Source organism: Novosphingobium sp. GW835-FHT14H07, from assembly GCF_058793515.1.
On the sequence record NZ_JBXAFX010000005.1, the window covers coordinates 178,655 to 193,311 of the forward strand.

General features: G+C 65.2%; 19 protein-coding genes and 1 pseudogene. 10 read left to right on the forward strand and 10 right to left on the reverse strand.

The features are described 5' to 3' along the window. Position 1: 1 nt before the first annotated feature. The 3 genes from AC1Q5P_RS07130 to AC1Q5P_RS07140 are packed head-to-tail and all read right to left on the reverse strand — an operon-like array spanning position 2 to position 2,482. Positions 2-1,447, reverse strand: coding sequence for an MATE family efflux transporter (locus AC1Q5P_RS07130; RefSeq protein WP_492518565.1), 1,446 nt, complete (start codon positions 1,445-1,447; stop codon positions 2-4). A gap of 4 nt (positions 1,448-1,451) precedes the next feature. Continuing rightward, a complete protein-coding gene (locus tag AC1Q5P_RS07135) occupies positions 1,452-1,967 on the reverse strand; it encodes a YceD family protein (RefSeq protein ID WP_369821046.1) in 516 nt (171 codons plus the stop codon). Next, entirely contained in the window at positions 1,964-2,482 is a 519-nt protein-coding gene (locus AC1Q5P_RS07140) for a ubiquinol-cytochrome C chaperone family protein (protein ID WP_039333455.1), read from the reverse strand. Before AC1Q5P_RS07140 ends, AC1Q5P_RS07135 begins: the two co-directional genes overlap by 4 nt. A gap of 190 nt (positions 2,483-2,672) precedes the next feature. Here AC1Q5P_RS07140 and AC1Q5P_RS07145 point away from each other — a divergent pair, with 190 nt between their 5' ends. Genes AC1Q5P_RS07145 through AC1Q5P_RS07165 form a run of 5 tightly spaced genes read left to right on the forward strand, consistent with a single transcriptional unit; the run spans position 2,673 to position 5,753 of the window. After that, positions 2,673-3,167, forward strand: coding sequence for an outer membrane protein assembly factor BamE (locus AC1Q5P_RS07145; protein ID WP_193827316.1), 495 nt, complete (start codon positions 2,673-2,675; stop codon positions 3,165-3,167). Between the two features lie 45 nt (positions 3,168-3,212). Beyond that, on the forward strand, positions 3,213-3,770 hold the full coding sequence (gene hslV, locus AC1Q5P_RS07150; protein WP_039333452.1) for an ATP-dependent protease subunit HslV: 558 nt from the start codon (positions 3,213-3,215) through the stop codon (positions 3,768-3,770). Then, positions 3,770-5,071: an ATP-dependent protease ATPase subunit HslU gene (gene hslU, locus AC1Q5P_RS07155; protein ID WP_039333451.1), complete on the forward strand. Its 1,302-nt coding sequence runs from the start codon at positions 3,770-3,772 to the stop codon at positions 5,069-5,071. Before hslV ends, hslU begins: the two co-directional genes overlap by 1 nt. Further along, positions 5,068-5,553 (forward strand): GNAT family N-acetyltransferase, encoded by a 486-nt coding sequence (locus AC1Q5P_RS07160; protein WP_492518566.1) that lies wholly within the window; start codon positions 5,068-5,070, stop codon positions 5,551-5,553. The genes hslU and AC1Q5P_RS07160 overlap by 4 nt, the downstream gene beginning before the upstream one ends. Continuing rightward, on the forward strand, positions 5,553-5,753 hold the full coding sequence (locus tag AC1Q5P_RS07165; protein WP_039333448.1) for a DUF1737 domain-containing protein: 201 nt from the start codon (positions 5,553-5,555) through the stop codon (positions 5,751-5,753). The genes AC1Q5P_RS07160 and AC1Q5P_RS07165 overlap by 1 nt, the downstream gene beginning before the upstream one ends. Before the next feature lie 65 nt (positions 5,754-5,818). Here the strand turns inward: AC1Q5P_RS07165 and AC1Q5P_RS07170 are convergent, their stop codons facing one another. From AC1Q5P_RS07170 to AC1Q5P_RS07190, 5 genes are all read right to left on the reverse strand, one after another. After that, a complete protein-coding gene (locus AC1Q5P_RS07170) occupies positions 5,819-6,061 on the reverse strand; it encodes a hypothetical protein (RefSeq protein WP_039333446.1) in 243 nt (80 codons plus the stop codon). Positions 6,062-6,164: 103 nt separating this feature from the next. Then, positions 6,165-8,297, reverse strand: coding sequence for a transglycosylase domain-containing protein (locus tag AC1Q5P_RS07175; RefSeq protein ID WP_492518567.1), 2,133 nt, complete (start codon positions 8,295-8,297; stop codon positions 6,165-6,167). 156 nt (positions 8,298-8,453) lie between these two features. Next, positions 8,454-8,852 carry a peptide-methionine (R)-S-oxide reductase MsrB gene (gene msrB, locus AC1Q5P_RS07180; RefSeq protein WP_039333442.1) on the reverse strand — a complete coding sequence of 133 codons (399 nt, stop codon included), beginning with the start codon at positions 8,850-8,852 and terminating at the stop codon, positions 8,454-8,456. Positions 8,853-8,899: 47 nt separating this feature from the next. After that, on the reverse strand, positions 8,900-9,538 hold the full coding sequence (locus AC1Q5P_RS07185; protein WP_492518568.1) for a hypothetical protein: 639 nt from the start codon (positions 9,536-9,538) through the stop codon (positions 8,900-8,902). Between the two features lie 205 nt (positions 9,539-9,743). After that, the gene (locus AC1Q5P_RS07190) at positions 9,744-10,103 is read right to left on the reverse strand and encodes a CC_3452 family protein (RefSeq protein ID WP_492518569.1); all 360 of its coding nucleotides are present in this window, start codon (positions 10,101-10,103) and stop codon (positions 9,744-9,746) included. A 153-nt stretch (positions 10,104-10,256) separates the two neighbouring features. Here AC1Q5P_RS07190 and AC1Q5P_RS07195 point away from each other — a divergent pair, with 153 nt between their 5' ends. Next, positions 10,257-10,751, forward strand: coding sequence for a winged helix-turn-helix transcriptional regulator (locus tag AC1Q5P_RS07195; RefSeq protein ID WP_197423797.1), 495 nt, complete (start codon positions 10,257-10,259; stop codon positions 10,749-10,751). Positions 10,752-10,879: 128 nt separating this feature from the next. On the opposite strand, the gene AC1Q5P_RS07200 is transcribed toward AC1Q5P_RS07195, so the two are convergent. Beyond that, the gene (locus tag AC1Q5P_RS07200) at positions 10,880-11,206 is read right to left on the reverse strand and encodes a UrcA family protein (protein WP_052242216.1); all 327 of its coding nucleotides are present in this window, start codon (positions 11,204-11,206) and stop codon (positions 10,880-10,882) included. A 250-nt stretch (positions 11,207-11,456) separates the two neighbouring features. Here AC1Q5P_RS07200 and AC1Q5P_RS07205 point away from each other — a divergent pair, with 250 nt between their 5' ends. From AC1Q5P_RS07205 to AC1Q5P_RS07220, 4 genes and pseudogenes are all read left to right on the forward strand, one after another. After that, entirely contained in the window at positions 11,457-11,723 is a 267-nt protein-coding gene (locus AC1Q5P_RS07205) for a hypothetical protein (protein WP_492518570.1), read from the forward strand. A 25-nt stretch (positions 11,724-11,748) separates the two neighbouring features. Then, positions 11,749-12,621 carry a diacylglycerol kinase family protein gene (locus tag AC1Q5P_RS07210; protein WP_492518571.1) on the forward strand — a complete coding sequence of 291 codons (873 nt, stop codon included), beginning with the start codon at positions 11,749-11,751 and terminating at the stop codon, positions 12,619-12,621. Positions 12,622-12,655: 34 nt separating this feature from the next. Then, positions 12,656-13,515, forward strand: a pseudogene (locus tag AC1Q5P_RS07215) (metallophosphoesterase family protein). A gap of 231 nt (positions 13,516-13,746) precedes the next feature. Next, positions 13,747-14,304 (forward strand): methyl-accepting chemotaxis protein, encoded by a 558-nt coding sequence (locus AC1Q5P_RS07220; protein ID WP_492518590.1) that lies wholly within the window; start codon positions 13,747-13,749, stop codon positions 14,302-14,304. 6 nt (positions 14,305-14,310) lie between these two features. Here AC1Q5P_RS07220 and AC1Q5P_RS07225 read toward each other — a convergent pair whose 3' ends face one another. After that, positions 14,311-14,652, reverse strand: a complete 342-nt coding sequence (locus AC1Q5P_RS07225) for a DUF2322 family protein (protein WP_492518572.1) — start codon at positions 14,650-14,652, stop codon at positions 14,311-14,313. Positions 14,653-14,657 lie beyond the last annotated feature (5 nt).

Genomic DNA, 14,657 nt, shown 5'->3' on the forward strand with positions numbered 1-14,657 from the left:
CCTAAAGACTCGGCGCCATGCGTCCGGCGGGGTCCGCGTCGGCATGGGTTTCCTCCTCGCACTCCTCGTCCGGCACAGCGCGTGCGCGATCCCGCCATTGTGGCTGGCGATAGGCATGGACCGAGAGCGCCACGGCAACTGCGGAACTGACCGGGAATGCCAGCCACAGGGCATCCGCGCCAAGGCTCGGGTAGAAGGCGTAATAGAAGCCCAGGCGCACGGGATACATGGCGATCGACAGGATGATCAGCGGCGTCCAGACCACCCCGCCTGCGCGCATCGTGCCAAACAGCACCATCGTGATTCCGAACAGGACATAGCTCCAGCTGGCCAGGAACTGGATATGACGCGCCTCATCCACCGCAGGGCTTGCCGCGCCCAGGAACAGCTCCAGCGCCGGCCGGTCGAACAGCAGGATCAATGCACATAGTGCTCCGGTCACCGTAAGGTTCAGCATGACCCCCGCACGCGAGATGCGGTGGAGCCGCTCGTCCAGGCCCGCGCCGATCGCCTGCGCGGCCATGGCGCTGACCGCAGCGGAAATCGCCATCGCCGGCATCTGAAGATAGGTCCACAACTGCAGCGCCGCGCCATAGGCGGCGCTGACCAGCAGGCCCTCGCGATTGACCAGACCGATCACGATGATGCCCGCCGCCGAGATAACCAGCATCTGCGCGCCCATCGGCAGGCCCTTGGTCAGGATGTAGCCGAGTTCGTCCCGGCGCGGCCACAGCCATTTGAGCTCCGGCCCCCGCAGCCGCAACGGCAGGTCCTTGACGTAGACATAGGCGACGATGCCCGCCATCGACACGAACGAGGCAATCGCCGTCGCCAGAGCCGCTCCGGCGATGCCCATGGCCGGGATCGGCCCGAAACCGCCGATCAGCAAAGGATTGAGCGCGACGTCGAGCACCGAAGACAGGACCATGAACTTCAACGGCGTCGCCGCATCGCCCCCGCCTCGCAGGCCCATGCCCAGCATGACCGTGATCATCGAGGCTGGCATGGCGATGAAGATCACCCGCAGGTAGGTCAGCGCATAGGAATAGGTCTCGCCCGGCGCGGCCATCGCCGTCAGCAGTTCGGGCGCAAAGAGCCAGCCCAGCGTGCCGACAACCAGCGACAGCAGCACGCAAAAGCCCACCGCCGAGCCGAACGTCCGCCGCGCCGCCAGCACGTCGCGCGCGCCGAAGGCCTGCCCGATCTTGACGGTGGCCGCCATGCCGAAGCCGAACGCTGCGGCAAAGACGAGGAACATCACCACGTTGGCATTGGCAGTCGCCGCCAGCGCACCCTCGCCCAGCATCCGCCCCACCCAGATCGAATTGATCGAGCCGTTGAGCGATTGCAGGATGTTGGATGCCAGCGTCGGCGCCGAGAACAGCACCAGCGTCTTGAGGATCGGCCCGCTCGTCAGGTCCCGACCGCGCCCCGGAGGTCCAGCCAAACGCTCAGTCCTTCTTCAGTGCGGCCAGCGCGGCGAAGGGGCCGGTGGCAACGTCGCCGCCGAGATTGTGCTCGGCGCGCGCCTTGTCGGCATCGGGTCCTTCGGCAAAGGGATCGATCGCCAATGCCAGGCTCTGCGCCACGGCCTCGCCCAGATCGAAGCTGGTGCCTTCGTATTCGATCTCGTCGCAATCGTCGGCGGTAATCTCGATCTCCTCGTCGGGATCATGGGCCGCGCCGGGTGGGACGAAGCGCAGCGAGATGGGTTCGCTGATCGTCACCGGGAAGTCCTCGCCCGAGATCGCGCAGGCCTGCACGATGGAGGCGGCGAGATGGCCTCTTGCCTCCACGGAGTCCCCCTCCTGCCTCAGAGAGATGGTCGCCTGCATGGCTTTCACCTCGGAGAGTTGGAAACGCGCCGCCAGACGCTTGCGCTCCGCCTCGGTCGGCTCCAGCACCACCGGCTCGTCGCCAATCTGACGCAGATCGACGATGCGCGAGAACTCTGAATTCATGGTCATTTTCCGATCTCCGCATCGAGAACGCGGAATGCGGGGACGAGGTCCAGCCCGGCGGCGAAAGCGCGCACGCGCCGCGTCAGCAGCAGCGGATCGGTGCCATCGTGCAAGGTCACGTTGCGGCTGATCGCTTCGGCCATCAGCGCCTCGTCCCGCGCCGCCAGCGCCTCGCGATAGGCACCAAGGCGCCCGCCCAGCACGCTCATCAGCTGGCCTACGCGCTTGCCCACGATCACGTCGCCCACGCCGCTCTCGCGCAGCTGTCCGTCCATGTCCTCGACGAACAGTTCGGTAAGCCGCACCGAAGGCTCGACGAGTTCCGCGTCACGCTCCATGCGGATCAACACGACCGACAGGATCAGCGTGATCATGTCGAATCGCCCGCCCACCGTGTCGGCGACGCCACAATCGCGGTACCATTCCTTCTCGCGCGCGATCTCGACAGTGCGGTGCCACAAGGGCCGCGCGACCGCGCGATCATCCTGCTTGCGTCCGAACAGCTTGGTAAGAAGCGACATCACGGCATTCCTTGGCATTCCGCCCGTTCAGGGGCGATTAAATCTCGGCCGTCCAGCAGGCTGCTTGCGGGCGGCATTGCGGTAATCCAGATTGGACCCTAAGGGTCGCCCAATTGATCTCGGCGATATAGGCTGTGCATTCCCGATGCAAACGGGCATGACGGCGATAAGTGAAGAGCGGAGTTTGCGAATGCGGAACATGCGGCTGATGGTGCAGGGTGCGGCGGTGCTCGCCCTCGGCGTGGCCGCGTCCGGCTGTGCCAGCATCAAGGACCATCGCGGCTACATCATCGACGAGGCACTGGTCGCCTCGGTCCAGCCTGGCGTCGACAACAAGCTCTCGGTCGAACGCACACTGGGCCGCCCGACCTTCACCAGCCAGTTCGGTCGGCAGACGTGGTATTACGTTGCGCAGAACACCAGGCAGCGCCCGTTCACCCGTCCGCAGACGTCGGACCAGAGCGTCATCGTCGTCGATTTCGACGCCCGCGGCAATGTCAGCTCGATGGGCCGGCAGGGGATGGAGAAGGTCGTCCGCCTTTCGCCCGAAAGCGACAAGACGCCGACCCTCGGGCGCGACCGCAGCTTCTTCCAGGATCTGTTCGGCAACATCGGCGCGGTCGGCGCGATTCCGGGCGGCGCCGGTGGTGGCGCACCGACCGGCACCGGTCCCAACGGCAGCTGAGGCTCGGGCGCTTGAATTCGCCGCCGCGCTCCTCATATCGCGGCGATGGACGACAGCAGGGCGAGCCACGGCCTTATCCAGTGGCACGGCACCACCATCATCGGGGTGAAGAAGAACGGCCGCACCGTCATCGCAGGGGACGGCCAGGTTTCCATGGGCAACACGGTGATGAAGCCGAATGCCCGCAAGGTGCGCCGCATCGGAGATGGCAAGGTGATTGCCGGATTTGCAGGCGCGACGGCCGATGCCTTCACCCTGTTCGAACGGCTGGAGCGCAAGCTCGAACAGCATCGCGGCCAGCTGATGCGCGCCGCGGTCGAACTCGCCAAGGACTGGCGCACCGACAAGTACCTGCGCAATCTCGAAGCACTGATGATCGTGGCCGATGCCGAGACGATGCTGATCCTTACCGGGAATGGCGATGTGCTTGAACCGGAAGGCGGAATCGCCGCAATCGGTTCGGGCGGCAACTATGCGCTCGCCGCTGCCCGCGCCCTGACCGACTACGAAGACGACGCCGAAAAGATCGCGCGCCGCGCCATGCAGGTCGCCGCCGAAGTCTGCGTCTTCACCAACGACCGCGTGACGGTCGAGGAAATCTGATGAACGACTCCCTTACCCCCAAGGCCATTGTCCGCGCGCTGGACGAACACATCGTCGGCCAGACCGATGCCAAGAAGGCCGTTGCAGTCGCGCTGCGCAACCGCTGGCGTCGCCAGCGCCTGTCCGCCGACCTGCGCGACGAAGTCAGCCCGAAGAACATCCTGATGATCGGGCCCACGGGCTGCGGCAAGACCGAGATCAGCCGCCGGCTGGCCAAGCTTGCCGATGCGCCGTTCGTGAAGGTGGAAGCCACCAAGTTCACCGAGGTCGGCTATGTCGGCCGCGACGTTGAACAGATTGCCCGCGATCTCGTGGAAGAGGCGATCCGCCTCGAGAAGGAGCGCCGCCGCGATGCGGTGCGAGACGCTGCCAGCAAGGCCGCGATGGACCGCCTGCTCAAGGCGCTGGTCGGCGATGGTGCCAGCGAAGCAACGCGCGAAAGCTTCAAGGCAAGGCTGGCCGATGGCTCGATGAACGACGTCGAGGTCGAGATCGAGGTCGAGGATACACCGTCCGCTCCCATGGAGATTCCCGGCATGCCCGGCGGCATCGGCATGATCAACCTGTCGGACATGATGGGCAAGGCGTTCGGCAAGCAGGCGCTCAAGCGCCGCAAGATGCGCGTCGCCGACGCCTGGGACAAGCTGGTCGACGAAGAGGCTGAAAAGCGCATGGACCAGGACGACGTGGCGCGCGAGGCGATCCGCAATGCCGAGACCAACGGCATCGTCTTCCTTGACGAAATCGACAAGATTGCCGTGTCCGATGTGCGTGGCGGATCGGTCAGCCGCGAAGGCGTGCAGCGCGATCTGCTGCCGCTGATCGAGGGCACGACGGTTGCCACCAAGTACGGCCCGATGAAGACGGACCACGTCCTGTTCATCGCCTCGGGCGCGTTCCACGTGGCCAAGCCCTCCGACATGTTGCCGGAACTTCAGGGCCGCTTGCCGATCCGCGTCGAACTCAAGGCGCTCAGCGAAGACGACTTCGTGCGCATTCTTTCGGAAACGCGCGCAAACCTCGTCGAACAGTACCGTGCGCTGATCGCAACCGAAAACGTCACGCTCGACTTCACGCCGGAATCCATCCGCGCCATTGCCCGCACGGCGGCACAGGTGAACGAAAGCGTCGAGAACATCGGCGCCCGCCGCCTGCAGACGGTGATGGAAAAGCTGCTCGAGGAAGTGAGCTTCGATGCCGAGGACCGCACCGGCGAGACGGTGACGGTGGACGAGGCCTATGTCGCCGAGAAGCTGGCGAACCTTGCCGGCAATGCAGACCTGTCGAAGTACATTCTGTGACCGTCCGGCTCGTCCCGGCAACGCCGACGCACTTCGCGCGTCTGCTTGAGGGGCAGCCGCCAGAGCAGGCGATAGTCCTGCCGCATACGCCGGTGGCGGAACCCGAAGTACTGGCAATGCTGGCAGGGTTGGCCGAGGCTGTTGGCGAGATTTTCTCGCCCCCGGCGTGGCTTGTCGTGTCAGATGACGAACTCGTTGGCCTGATGTCGGTCACGTCGGTGCTCGAGGAGCGCCGGCTGCAGATCGGTTATGGCGTGGCACCAGGATCGCAGGGGCGGGGTCACGCATCGGCAGCGCTGAAGGCGCTGGTCGACTGGGCCAGATCGGACCCGCGCGTTGATGCGCTTTATGCCGAAACGCGCACCGACAATATCGCCTCGCAGCGGGTGCTTGAGCGCAACGGCTTCGTTCAGATGGCCGAACGGCTTGACGCGGAGGACGGCGCGCTGTTCTGCTGGCATATCGACTGCCGAGGAACATGATGTACCAGACCCCCGATGACCGCCCTGTCTACCGCCTGCTGACCGGCAAGGACGACCGCGCCTTCTGCGAGCGGGTATCCGAGGCGCTGGCGCAAGGCTGGCGGCTCTATGGCTCACCCGCGATGACCTATGACGGCGGGATGGATTGCATCAAGGTGGCACAGGCGGTCGTGTGGCACGAGGCAGACGTCGTCAAATAACCGTCCCCCATACAGCAACGGCCGGAGTACCCTCCGGCCGTCACCAAAGCGCTTGGGCACGCCGATCAATAGGTTGCCGGCGGATCGCTCGCCGGAAAGCTCTCGTCCGAGGCCTGGTCGACCTTGTCCCAGCGCTTGGGGTCCGATCGCATGCCCTCGGTGCCGGCACTGCGCACCTTGGCAAAGTTGCCGCCCGACTCCTCGCCTTGCGCGAAAGCGGCCGGTGCCTGTTCCTCGCGATTCTTCTGCGCCACGCGCCAGATAGCATATCCCGCCGCTCCTGCGACGGCCCATTGCAGCAGGCTCATTACACGTCTCCTGATTGGCGGAAGGCCCGCAGCCTTCCCTCTCGATCAGGCAAACGCCCGAACCGCAGAAAGGTTCAGGCTCGAGAATTCCTGCTGGGCATGCTCATGGCTGAGGAACAGGGCGCGGAGTATTGGTCGGACGGGGCCTCGCGCCTGCCGCTGCAGGGTCGTTGCCGTCGCGCCGACCAGTGGCGCGGTTGAGGAAATCGTCGTTCGCGGCCTGCGGAACCTCCGGCGGTATGCCCTCGGGTGGTGCATTGGGATCAATTGCACCGTCATCACCACGCCGGCGCGACGGATCGACCAGGTTGCCCTGCTCGTCGACATAGAAGTAGTCGTCAGGGTTGCCCTGCATCGCCTCATCATCGGGTTCGAGCTGCCATTCCGGCAGCTTGAGTTCAGTGTCGAACTGTTCGACCGGGCGCTTGCGCGTGGCGACCTTCATGTAGGCCGCGAAGGCGCGCGCCGGTGCGGCGCCGCCCTGCAGGCCGGGCACGGCCTTGGCATCGTCGCGCCCCATCCACACGCCGGTGGTGATACCGCTCGAAAAGCCCAGGAACCAGCCGTCCTTGTTCGACGATGTCGTGCCGGTCTTGCCGGCAACCGGCCTGCCGATCTGCGCAGCGCGGCCTGTGCCGATATTGACCGCGGTCTGCATCAGGTCGGTCATCGCGGCAGCGACATAGGGCGGGACGAGCTGCTGGGCGGTCTCCGTGCGGTGCGTGTAGAGCACTTCGCCGTCGGTCGTCGTCACCTTGCGGATGCCGTATGGCGTGATCGACATGCCCTTTGCCTGCACCGAGGCGAAAGCGCGCACCATGTCGATCACGCGCGCCTCGGACGAACCCAGGACCATCGAAGGCAGCGTGTTGATCGGCGTGGTGATGCCAAAGCGGCGCGCCATGTTGGCAACCGTGCCGAAGCCCACTTCATTGCCCAGCTGTGCCGCCACGGTGTTCTTGGAATAGGCAAAGGCTGTGCGCAGGTCGATCTCGCCCGCATAGCGATTGCCGTCGTTGCGCGGGGTCCAGCCATCGATCGTCACCGGCTCGTCGACCACGCGGTCATCCGGCGTGTATCCCGCCTCGAGCGCCGAGAGATAGACAAACAGCTTCCACGCCGAACCGGGCTGGCGGACGGCGTTGACTGCGCGGTTGTAATTCGAGGTTACATAGTCCGTGCCGCCGACCATGGCGAGAACCGCACCGTCGCGATCAAGGGAAACAAGTGCGCCCTGCGCGCCCTTCGGCGCAAATCCGGCCACTGCGCTGGTCGCGGCCTTCTGCGCGATCGGATCGAGCGTGGTCCACACTTCGATCGGCTTGTCGTTCTCCGGCAGGATCAGGTCGAGCTGCGGCAGCGCCCAGTCGGTGAAATAGCGTGCAGAGTTCTGGCCTGCGCTGTCCGAGACCATCTTGACGGCCTTCAGGTCCACGCTCTGCGCTTCCTGCGCGGTCAGCACGCCCGCGCTCTGCATCGTCTGCAGAACCACGCCAGCGCGGCCCACGGCGGCCTCGGCATCGGCCGTTGGCGAATATCGTGACGGCGCCTTGACCAACCCGGCGATGATCGCCGCCTCCGGCAGCGTGATTTCCTCGCCCGAATGGCCGAAGAACTTGCGTGCGGCGCTGTCGATGCCATAGGCACCGCCGCCGAAGTAGACCTTGTTGAGGTACAGCTCGAGGATCTGGTCTTTCGAGAACTTCTGTTCGAGCGCCAGCGCCAGCACCCATTCGCGCGCCTTGCGGCCGAAGGTCTTGGTGTTGTTGAGGAAGATGTTGCGGGCAAGCTGCTGCGTGATCGTCGAGCCGCCCTGCTTCCATGTGCCGCTTTCCACGCGCACCATCAGCGAACGGACGATGCCGATGGGGTCCACGCCCCAGTGGCTGCGATAACGCCGGTCCTCGACCGAGATCATCGCATCCTTCATGTCCTGCGGGATGCGCTCGTAAGGGATCCACTTGCCGTAGCTTGGCCCCAGGGTCACGATCTCGGAGCCGTCGGCGGCACGCACCACGATCATCTGGCCGGTCTGGCTCGATTTCAGTTCGCCATAGCCGGGCAGCGAGCGCACCGTGACGGCAACGGCCACCACCAGCCCGATCGTGCCCAGCAGCGCAAAGCCGGCACCCCAGGCAAGCAACCGCCGAACCCATCGGCCCAGCATCGATCTGCTCTTGGGTTGCGGCTCCGACCTGCCGCCCTCGGGGCGGCGGGAAATGTCCCGTCTGGCCATCAGTCTTGTACCGCTTCCCTCATTCTCGGCCTCGTTCCGGCATCGGCGCAGGCCGTCCACGCAAATCTGCGGCCCTTTGCATAGGGCAGTTGTAACGCAGGGTTAACCGCAAAATCGGCGAACGGCCAATGCTGCCGGTTCAGAGCGCTTTCCGACTCAGTCTTTCGGCGTGAAATCCAGCGAAGCGCTGTTCATGCAATAGCGCAGGCCGGTGGGATTCGGGCCATCGGGGAAGACATGGCCAAGGTGCCCGTCGCAGCGCGCGCAGCGCACTTCGGTGCGGACCATCCCGTGCGAGCGATCGACGATTTCCTCGACCGCCTCGGCCTCGACCGGGGCGTAGAAGCTCGGCCAGCCGGAACCACTGTCGTACTTGGTGTCAGAAGTGAACAGCGGCGCTCCGCAACCGGCGCAGTGGTACTCGCCGGGTGCCTTGTTCTTCTCGTAAGCCCCGGTGAACGCACGCTCGGTGCCCCCCTGACGCAGGATCTGGTACTGCTCGGGCGAAAGACGCTCGCGCCACTCGGCGTCGGTCAGGTTCATCTTGTCGGACATTGCGGAGATCTCCTTTGCCGCCAATATGGGAAGCCCGCCCCGCCCGCTCAATAGTGCGATTTTTCCTGCGGTTTGGCGAACTCGTAGCAGCGCGCGATGTCGTACTTGTCGACCCCGCCCTTGCCGTCCGCCGCCTCAGCCGCCATCGCCTCGCGCGCCTGCGCCAGCGTGCGGTCAGCGTTGTCGCCGCTGCCACCGGCAGCGATGATCGCCTCGCGTTCGCGCGATGAAAGCACCGATTCCAGTGTCTTGAGATCCTGCGCCGAAGTGCTCATCCCTTCGCGGGCATGGACCTCGTTGTATGCAAGCCCGAGGATCGCGGCGCATTGCTTGAGGGTCGGCGCGATCAGCGGCGGGACGGTGGCGTCAAGCCTTGCGAGGCAAGGCTCGGCAAGCGCCGCCAGAGCCTTGTCGGGATCGGGCGCGGTCTGGAGCGCCTGAACCTGCTCGGCGATCAGGTCGCGCACCTGCTCGCGGGTCAGCGCACCCTCCTTCATCGCGCGCTCGCCCGAATCGGCAAAGAAGGTCTTGCCGCGCACCGCCAGCGGCGGCCAGCCTTCCAGCGCATCGCCCCCCGATTGTTCAAGCGCGACAATGGCAAAGGCCGCCGAACAGCGCAGATCCTCGCGGCTTTGAGCTGTGAGTTGCGGCGCTGCCTGGGCCTGGGCTTGGGCTTGGGCCTGCACCGGCACAAATCCAACTGTCAGGGGCAGAAGGGCAACTCTGGCGAGCAGAGCGCTAACTCTCGAAGGCATTCGCATGGCACGAGCATAGCGAAAAAAGGGGCCGCGAACAGACTTGCTGTTCACGGCCCATGTGACCTTCACGGTCAGGGATTGCGCACTCGGCAGGGTAACGAGAGGGAGTGCGCGCTGGAGACTGGTGCTGGACTTATCCGGCCGCTGCCTCGTTGCAGCGGGCGAGGTCCTCAGCGGCGAGATCGCCCTGCGGGGTGGCGAAGCGCGCGACGGGGCCGACCTTCTGGGCAAGGCGGGCGCAGACGATGACCGGGCGAGATGTATCGCGCGGGGCCGAGCATTCGGCGCCTTCGCACTTCCACAGGACACCCTTCTGAATGACCTTCTGCGCACCGTCCATCGGACGGGTCAGCGTGGCCGAATAGAACGAGCCGCCGGTGTTGGCGCGGGCTGTGTTGGCGGTTACCGCGAAGCTGAGCGTGGTGCCGACCAGCGCGAGGACGGCCGGAAGGAGCTGGCGCAGAGCGCTGCTGGAATTTGCTGAGATCATCATTCTTCCCCTGAAACAACCTTGTTAGGGCCACGGAAATTGCAGGGTTCTGGAGAGGATGCTATTTCCGTTGCGAATCGCTACCTATCAGGATAGGTTTCAGGTTGCAACTAGAAACTTAAATAGGCGACGATCATGGGCTATGCAGAGGACGACATGGAAAAGCTTCGCGAACCTCTTGGCGAAATCGCCCAATGCGGCCTGCCCCTTGCGCTCGAAGCCATGGGCGAGCGATGGTCCTTCATGATCCTTCGCGCCGCTTTCAACGGCGTGCGCCATTTCGAGGATTTCCTCGAAGCGCTGGGCATCGCCCGCAACATCCTTTCCAACCGGCTGTCAAGATTGGTCGAGGCCGGCATTCTCAAGCGCGAGCACTGCGCCGATGACCGGCGCCGCATCGAATATCGCCTGACGCCGAAGGGTCTCGACCTGCTACCCGCCATGCTGGCGCTGCGCCAGTGGGGCGAGAAGTGGGAATTGGGCACGCCCGCCAATCCAGTGCTTTGCGATTGCCGCGACGGACGGCCGATCGCTCCGATCGGCATTCTTTCGCACGATGGCCGCGAACTGACGCCGAATGACCTGACCTGGCGTGATCGGGGCGAGATCGAAGCTGAACCAAAGCCTGCCGCGCTTCGCGAAATTGGCTGACTGACCTTTGGGCCGACCGGCCATCAAACTGACGGGCCATCAGGAAAAAGGGACCGCCGGACTAGCGACGGTCCCTTGAGTTTGACCCGGTGGGGGACTGGATCCGCCGGGTTTGCAAGCTGCCGGGATCAGCGGACAGCAAGATCAGTCTTGGATTTCTGAGCAGCGGCCAGCGCGGTCGCCTTCACTTCGGCCTTGGCGCGGCGGGCATCGGCCATCGAGCGGGCAAAACAATCGCGCGCCGATTCCCATTCGCTGGTCGGCAGGTCCGCCTTGTTCAGGCCACAGATGTCCTTGGCGGCCTGGCGAAGGCGGGCGTTGAGCTGGGCCTCGCCCTGCTTGGTGGTGAGATCGAGATCGGAATAGACGACCGAGCGCGTGCCGGCAGAGGCAGGCTGGCTGGCGGCAAGAGCGAGGCCGAGGAGGCCGGCGGAGAACAGGGTCTTGGCAAACATGGCAACTTCCTTCGACACGGGAGCCGGCGGGGGGACCGGCCTTGGGGGGCGTTTCAGCGGCTGATCCTGTTGATCGGGTGCACCGCATGCATTCTCGCTACGCCCGGTGGTCGATGAAATCTTGCGCGTCTCGACCAGCTTTCCGTTACGAACGACAAGTGTTTAGCCCGTCCGACGAAACGCAATGTCCACTCCACGAACTGCAGGTGTGACAATCCCTGCGCGATTCCCTAAAGGTCGCATCCAGTCCATGGCGATTCTGATCACCTTCCTTCTGGGCATCGGCAACTTCGCGCTGCACCGCGCCGTGATGGACAGCGGGCACCCGCTGGTTGCCCGCCTGCCGTGGATGGTCCACGCCTCTGGCGGGCGCTTCACCCTGCTGCTGGAGTTCCTGCTGTTGCTCGGCGCGCTGCTGTTTGCCTCGGAAGGCGTGGTCAGCGGACCGATCGCCTACGTCATCTATTCGATGCTCAACAGCTTCTCGGCCTGGCTGATCCTGACAGATCGCGTTTAGAGCAGCCGCTGCGGAACCGCCGCGCGTGCTGCCGGTTCTGTCGGTGATGACGCTCTCTCCTCTCTGGCTCGTGACGAACGCCGCAAGCGGCAGCAACAGCGACGCGGCGGTCGATGATCTCGTCGCCTCGCTCTCGGCCGCCGGGTGCGCGCCGGCGCGGGTCATCCGCTTTCCCGATGAGGAGCTGCCCACGCGCGCGCATCTTGAAGCAGAGGGGATCGCGACGCTTGCCGTCTTCACCGGCGACGGCACGATCAATACCGCGGCCTCAGCACTCGAAGGCTGGGGCGGTGCGCTGCTCGTCCTTCCCGGCGGCACGCAGAACCTCCTGTCGAAGTCTCTCCATGGCGACGTTCCGGCAGAGGAAGTGACCGGCAAGCTCGGCTCGGCGCGACGCGTGCGGCGGCAGGCGCTGCGCACCTCCCAAGGCGTCGCCCTCATCGAACTGCTGGCCGGCCCCGGCGCGATGTGGGCCGACGTGCGCGAAAGCGTGCGCGATCTTGATCTGCCCACCATCGCCGAGACTTTCACCACGGCCCTGCGCGAAACCCGCGAAGGGCCGGGCGTCCGCCTATCCGCACCCGTGACAGGAGCGCAGCCCGAAGGATATCGCGCCGTGCGCATGGCACCGCTGGACGGTGACAGCATGGAAGTGGACGGATACGACTTTTCCGACTGGGGCGAGTTTGCCGCGCAAGGCTTTGCCATGCTGGTGAAGCGCGATTTCCGGCAGGGCCCCCACGACGAACTAGGCCAGTGTTCGTCGGCAACACTCGAAAGCGACGGCCCGATCGCCATGATGATCGACGGCGAGCGGCGCGAAGGCGGCATGCGCGAGGAAGTCACCTGCGAGGAATTCGCGCTCGACTTCCTTTGCACTATCGCACCCGGTGCTTGACCGCAGCGGGCCCAGCGACGATCAAGCCTGCCCGATGACCCGCCTCTTCCACATCAGCGATATCCATTTCGGCCTTGAAGACCGGCGCGCCCTCGATTGGGTCGCGCAATGCATCGCGCGCGAAAAGCCCGATGCCGTCGCCATCACCGGCGATCTGACGATGCGCGCACGGCACCGCGAATTCACCGCCGCCTGCCACTGGATCCAGGCGCTGGACGTGCCGGTGACGGTCGAGGTGGGCAACCACGACCTGCCCTATTTCAACCTGATCGAACGCTTTATCGATCCCTACCGCCGATTCCGTTCGATCGAAGGCGTGCTGGAGCGGGAACTGCCGATTCCCGGCGCGAAGATCGTGCCCCTCAAGACAACCGCGCGCGCGCAGTTCCGCCTGAACTGGTCGAAAGGCACTGTGGGCAAGGCGGCGCTGGCGCAGACGTTGGCGGCGATCGACGCGCTCCCGCCCGGCACCCGCGCCATCGTTGCCTGCCATCACCCCCTGGTCGAAGCCGGCACCCGCGGCAAGGCGCTGACTCGCGGCGGCAACCATGCGCTGGCCGAGCTGGCGAGGCGCAATGTCCTCGCCGTGCTGTCAGGCCACGTCCACGATGCGTTCGACCTGATCCACCCCACACCCAACGGGCCGGTGCGCATGATCGGTGCGGGCACGCTCAGCCAGCGCGTCCGCTCCACTCCGCCCAGCTTCAACGAACTGACGCTCGATGGCGACATGATCACCGTCCGCGTCCGCAACCTCGAACACGTGCCGACGCGAGACATGCTGATCGACGACGTGCCGGAGAACGCGCTGCCGCCCCGGACCGAGGGCGAACCGGTGGCGAACCGGTGGCGCCGGTGGCGGCCGTGCCCGCGGTCGATCCGCCGGTGCATTGAACGCACTGCGAGAGGACCCTTATCGGCATTGCCCTCAGTAAGCGCTCGTATGCACTTTCGAGCATTGTTTCGCTGTTGGCCGCTAGATGCGGTCACGTCAGGGTTTATCGCGTCAACACTTGCCACGCTGCTGATCCCCGCAGGAGGGAAAGGCGTCGCAATGCTGGACTGGTTTGAACGAAGGCGCCGATCGTCGGCCTGATCGAGGGCATCGCCTTCCAGACCAACCTGCTGGCGCTTAACGCCGGTGTCGAAGCAGCGCGCGCAGGCGATGCCGGCAAGGGCTTTGCCGTCGTCGCCACCGAAGTTCGCGGATTGGCACAGCGGTCAGCCGATGCGGCCCACGACATCCGCACGTTGATCTCGAAATCGGGCGAACAGGTGACGTCGGGCGTCAGCCTCGTCAGCCAGACGGGATCGGTTCTGGTTGCCATCGTCAATCGCGTGAGCGAGATCAGCGACCTTGTCTCGCAGATCGCGGCCACGGCCCGCGAACAGGCGAACAGCCTCGACACGGTGAACCGGACTGTCGCCGACGTTGACCGCGTGACGCAGCAGAATGCGGCGATGGTCGAAGAATCGACGGCAGCGGCACGCTCGCTTTCGCGTGAGGCGAGCGACCTGACAGACGTGGTGCAGCGGTTCGCCGGAGGGCAGAATAAGGTCGCCGCGATCCGCCCTGCGGCGGCGCCCCCCTCGCCCGCCGCCCCCGTTGCCGCATCACCTTACCGAAGCACCGGCAATGCGGCTTTGAAACTGGAGCCGGAGACCGACTGGTCGGAGTTCTGACGACGTTCAGGCAGTTCGGGGGACAGCCCTGATCGTCAGTGAAGTTCCCTTTACGATCACGTCGATCAGGCGGTCGATATTGGGGTGAGCGCCCGGACGCGCCCGTGCATCGGGCGTGTGCTCGGCGAAGATCGCAAGGCCGTGCTCGGCAGCCGCGGCATCGAGCCTGCCGAAGCAGAGCTGAAGATAGTTGTAGACCTTGAGCGAGCCTTGCTTGCCTGCTTCATTCGGGATCGTCGCCACGACCGTGCCCGAAGCGTCGAGCAGATCGATACGCGCAATGCCGTCGATGGAGGGCAGCAGGGCGAGGTTGTCCTTGAACGATGCGGTCGGTGCAACCGGCGTCATTGCGA